Below are 2,353 nucleotides of genomic sequence, written 5' to 3' on the forward strand. Positions count from 1 at the left end.
CTCAGCTAAATATCCCTCATAGTTGCCATTGAAAGCGGTGACCTTCCCATTTTCAAAAGACCAAACCGTCATTGCAACTTCACGCAGAAACGCCCGGTTGTGCGAGACTAAAATTACCAACCCCTTAAAATGGCGAAGTGACTTAATTAACCACGCTTGATGTGCGGTATCCAAATGTGATGTTGGCTCGTCGAGAATTAAAACATCTGGTCGACTGACTAATGCTTCACTAATCAGTCGTCTCGTCATTTCACCACCAGACTCCCCATCTACCGTATTAATTTGTGGCACAAAAGCCATAAAACCTGGTAATGTGACGGTGCCGGAATAATCTGTGTCCACTCCTCGTAGTATGTTTAGCAGCGTTGTCTTGCCTGCACCGTTCTCACCAACGATGGCAACAATGCCTGTCTGCGGAATCGTGATATGATCAATTTCGAATAGCGTATCGCCATTAATCTGCTTAGTAAGATTTTGAATTTGTCCTTGTAGCATAAAAGCCTCCAATCTCGATGACGATGAGATTGAAGGCACTTCAAAAAGCATGTTTGTTGACACACGCAAAAGTCCACACTAAAACCAATCTCACCGATAGTATCTATCAACTTGAAATCAGCTTAATTGCGCAATGGACCTTACCTCGTGTTCTTTTAATTGTCTATATTATGCCAGGTTAACTTTAGCTGGTCAACAATAACCGCTTTCTAGTTTACATAATCTATGTTATCCCGAGTAACGATTAATTGTATTGTCTATATTGATTACTTTTTAGAAATATTCTTGTTCAAGATTAAGAAATTCTACATTTGTTATCCTGTTTACAGTGCCCTCAAACTAATTCATACTAGATACCGTGGTTGCAAAGGATTGATCCCCTGCGCAACCGCGGCAGTGTGTCTAGGTTCATAACGTCCCTGCCCACCTTCAGTAACTTACTAGGAACCAAGGAGGGTAAACAACATGTTTCCTAAGATTATCCAGAGGGTATTGTATGGTTAGTTTCGTTGAGGCCAGTCCTTGGGCTGCGCTGATCGTGCTTATCTTAACATCGCCGAAAATCATTCGAGCCATTGCTACGTTATACGTCGCAATCAAACGAGTGAACTTCGAGACAAAAGAAAAGCGCCCACCACGTCAGTGATAGGCACTTAATCAATCAATTCCTAGGAACCTGTCGTCCGCTGAAGCTTGCCCCTTCGGCGGGCTTTTTGTATGCATTTATAATAACACACCTCGTTCATTTTTCAACGTAATCTCTGTTAAGCAAGTCAAAGTTCATGAATTACGACACACTCATGTATCGTAACTGACTCAAAAAAGTGCCAGTTGAATACATCTCAAAACGTTTTAGCCACTCTTCATTAACATCACCTTGAACAGGTGCCAAAAATGGATCAGAACGCAATTAATCACTTAGTATTTGACTACAACTTACATAATATATTCACTAATATACAAAAAAGGATTGCACCGTCAGATGCAATCCTCTCTAAAATCATTTTCACCTAGTTTTGGTGACATATTGTGACACGAACGGCCACAAACGCCGGTATAATAGGCTTTTATTAATCGTTGCGCGTGTTTCCGTTCTCATCGTGGATGGCGCGGATCTTGCCGCCGTTCTCCAAGTGACCAGTTCCTGTGTATGGCTTTACTTCGTCAAAGAAGACACCCTTCTTAGCGTAGTGGTCAAGCAATTCTTGACGTGAAGCTTCGAAACGTGGTGGCAAAGCAAACGTCGTACCCAAGTCGAACAATGACTCATCCAACGTAAATCCTGGGTTAGTCGTTGCCAATTCGATACGGTTTCCACCAGGCTCGATGAAGTAAGCTGAACGGAAGTAACCACGGTCGATGAAGACTTCACGCTTGAAGCCCAAGGCCTTTGCACGCTCCCAGTAGTACTTCAAATCTTCTTCTGACTCAACACCCAAAGCGTAGTGGTCAGTTGAACCCTTACCAAAGCGTGAGTTAGGTGCATCTTCAGCAGTTTGTACCAATTCGATTGCTTCAACACCATCCAAATCAATGATGTTACCCTTAACTGGGATTTCCAACAACTCTTCGAAGAAACGACCCGTTGCAGCAACATCTGGTACGTGCAATTCAGCACCGATTACGCCAGTGATTTGGAACTCAGCCGGAACATCTGACATGTAGTTGATGTGCCAGTCAAAGTTCTTACCCTCAGTTTCTTGCATACGGATTGGCAAGTCTTCAAAGTCAGCCGTACGGATACGTCCCATAGCGTCAACTTCAGCCTTCAAGCCCTTTTCGGCAAAACGGTCCAACCAGTATTGCGTTGATCCCTCAGGAATTGAGTAGTGAATACCTGAGAAGAACATCTTACCGT

2 protein-coding genes are annotated in these 2,353 nt (G+C 43.3%); both read right to left on the bottom strand.

Going from position 1 to position 2,353, the window contains the following annotated elements; translation table 11 throughout:
- Window positions 1-495 (bottom strand): ATP-binding cassette domain-containing protein (locus tag WEIDD23_RS02410; RefSeq protein ID WP_156469551.1); only part of this gene is annotated, 495 nt, incomplete at its 3' end.
- 1,070 nt (window positions 496-1,565) lie between these two features.
- Window positions 1,566-2,353 (bottom strand): VOC family protein (locus WEIDD23_RS02415; protein ID WP_242865397.1); only part of this gene is annotated, 788 nt, incomplete at its 5' end.

Origin of the sequence: Weissella sp. DD23 (assembly GCF_001579105.1) — a bacterium.
In the GTDB taxonomy this organism is placed as follows: Bacteria; Bacillota; Bacilli; order Lactobacillales; family Lactobacillaceae; genus Weissella; species Weissella cibaria.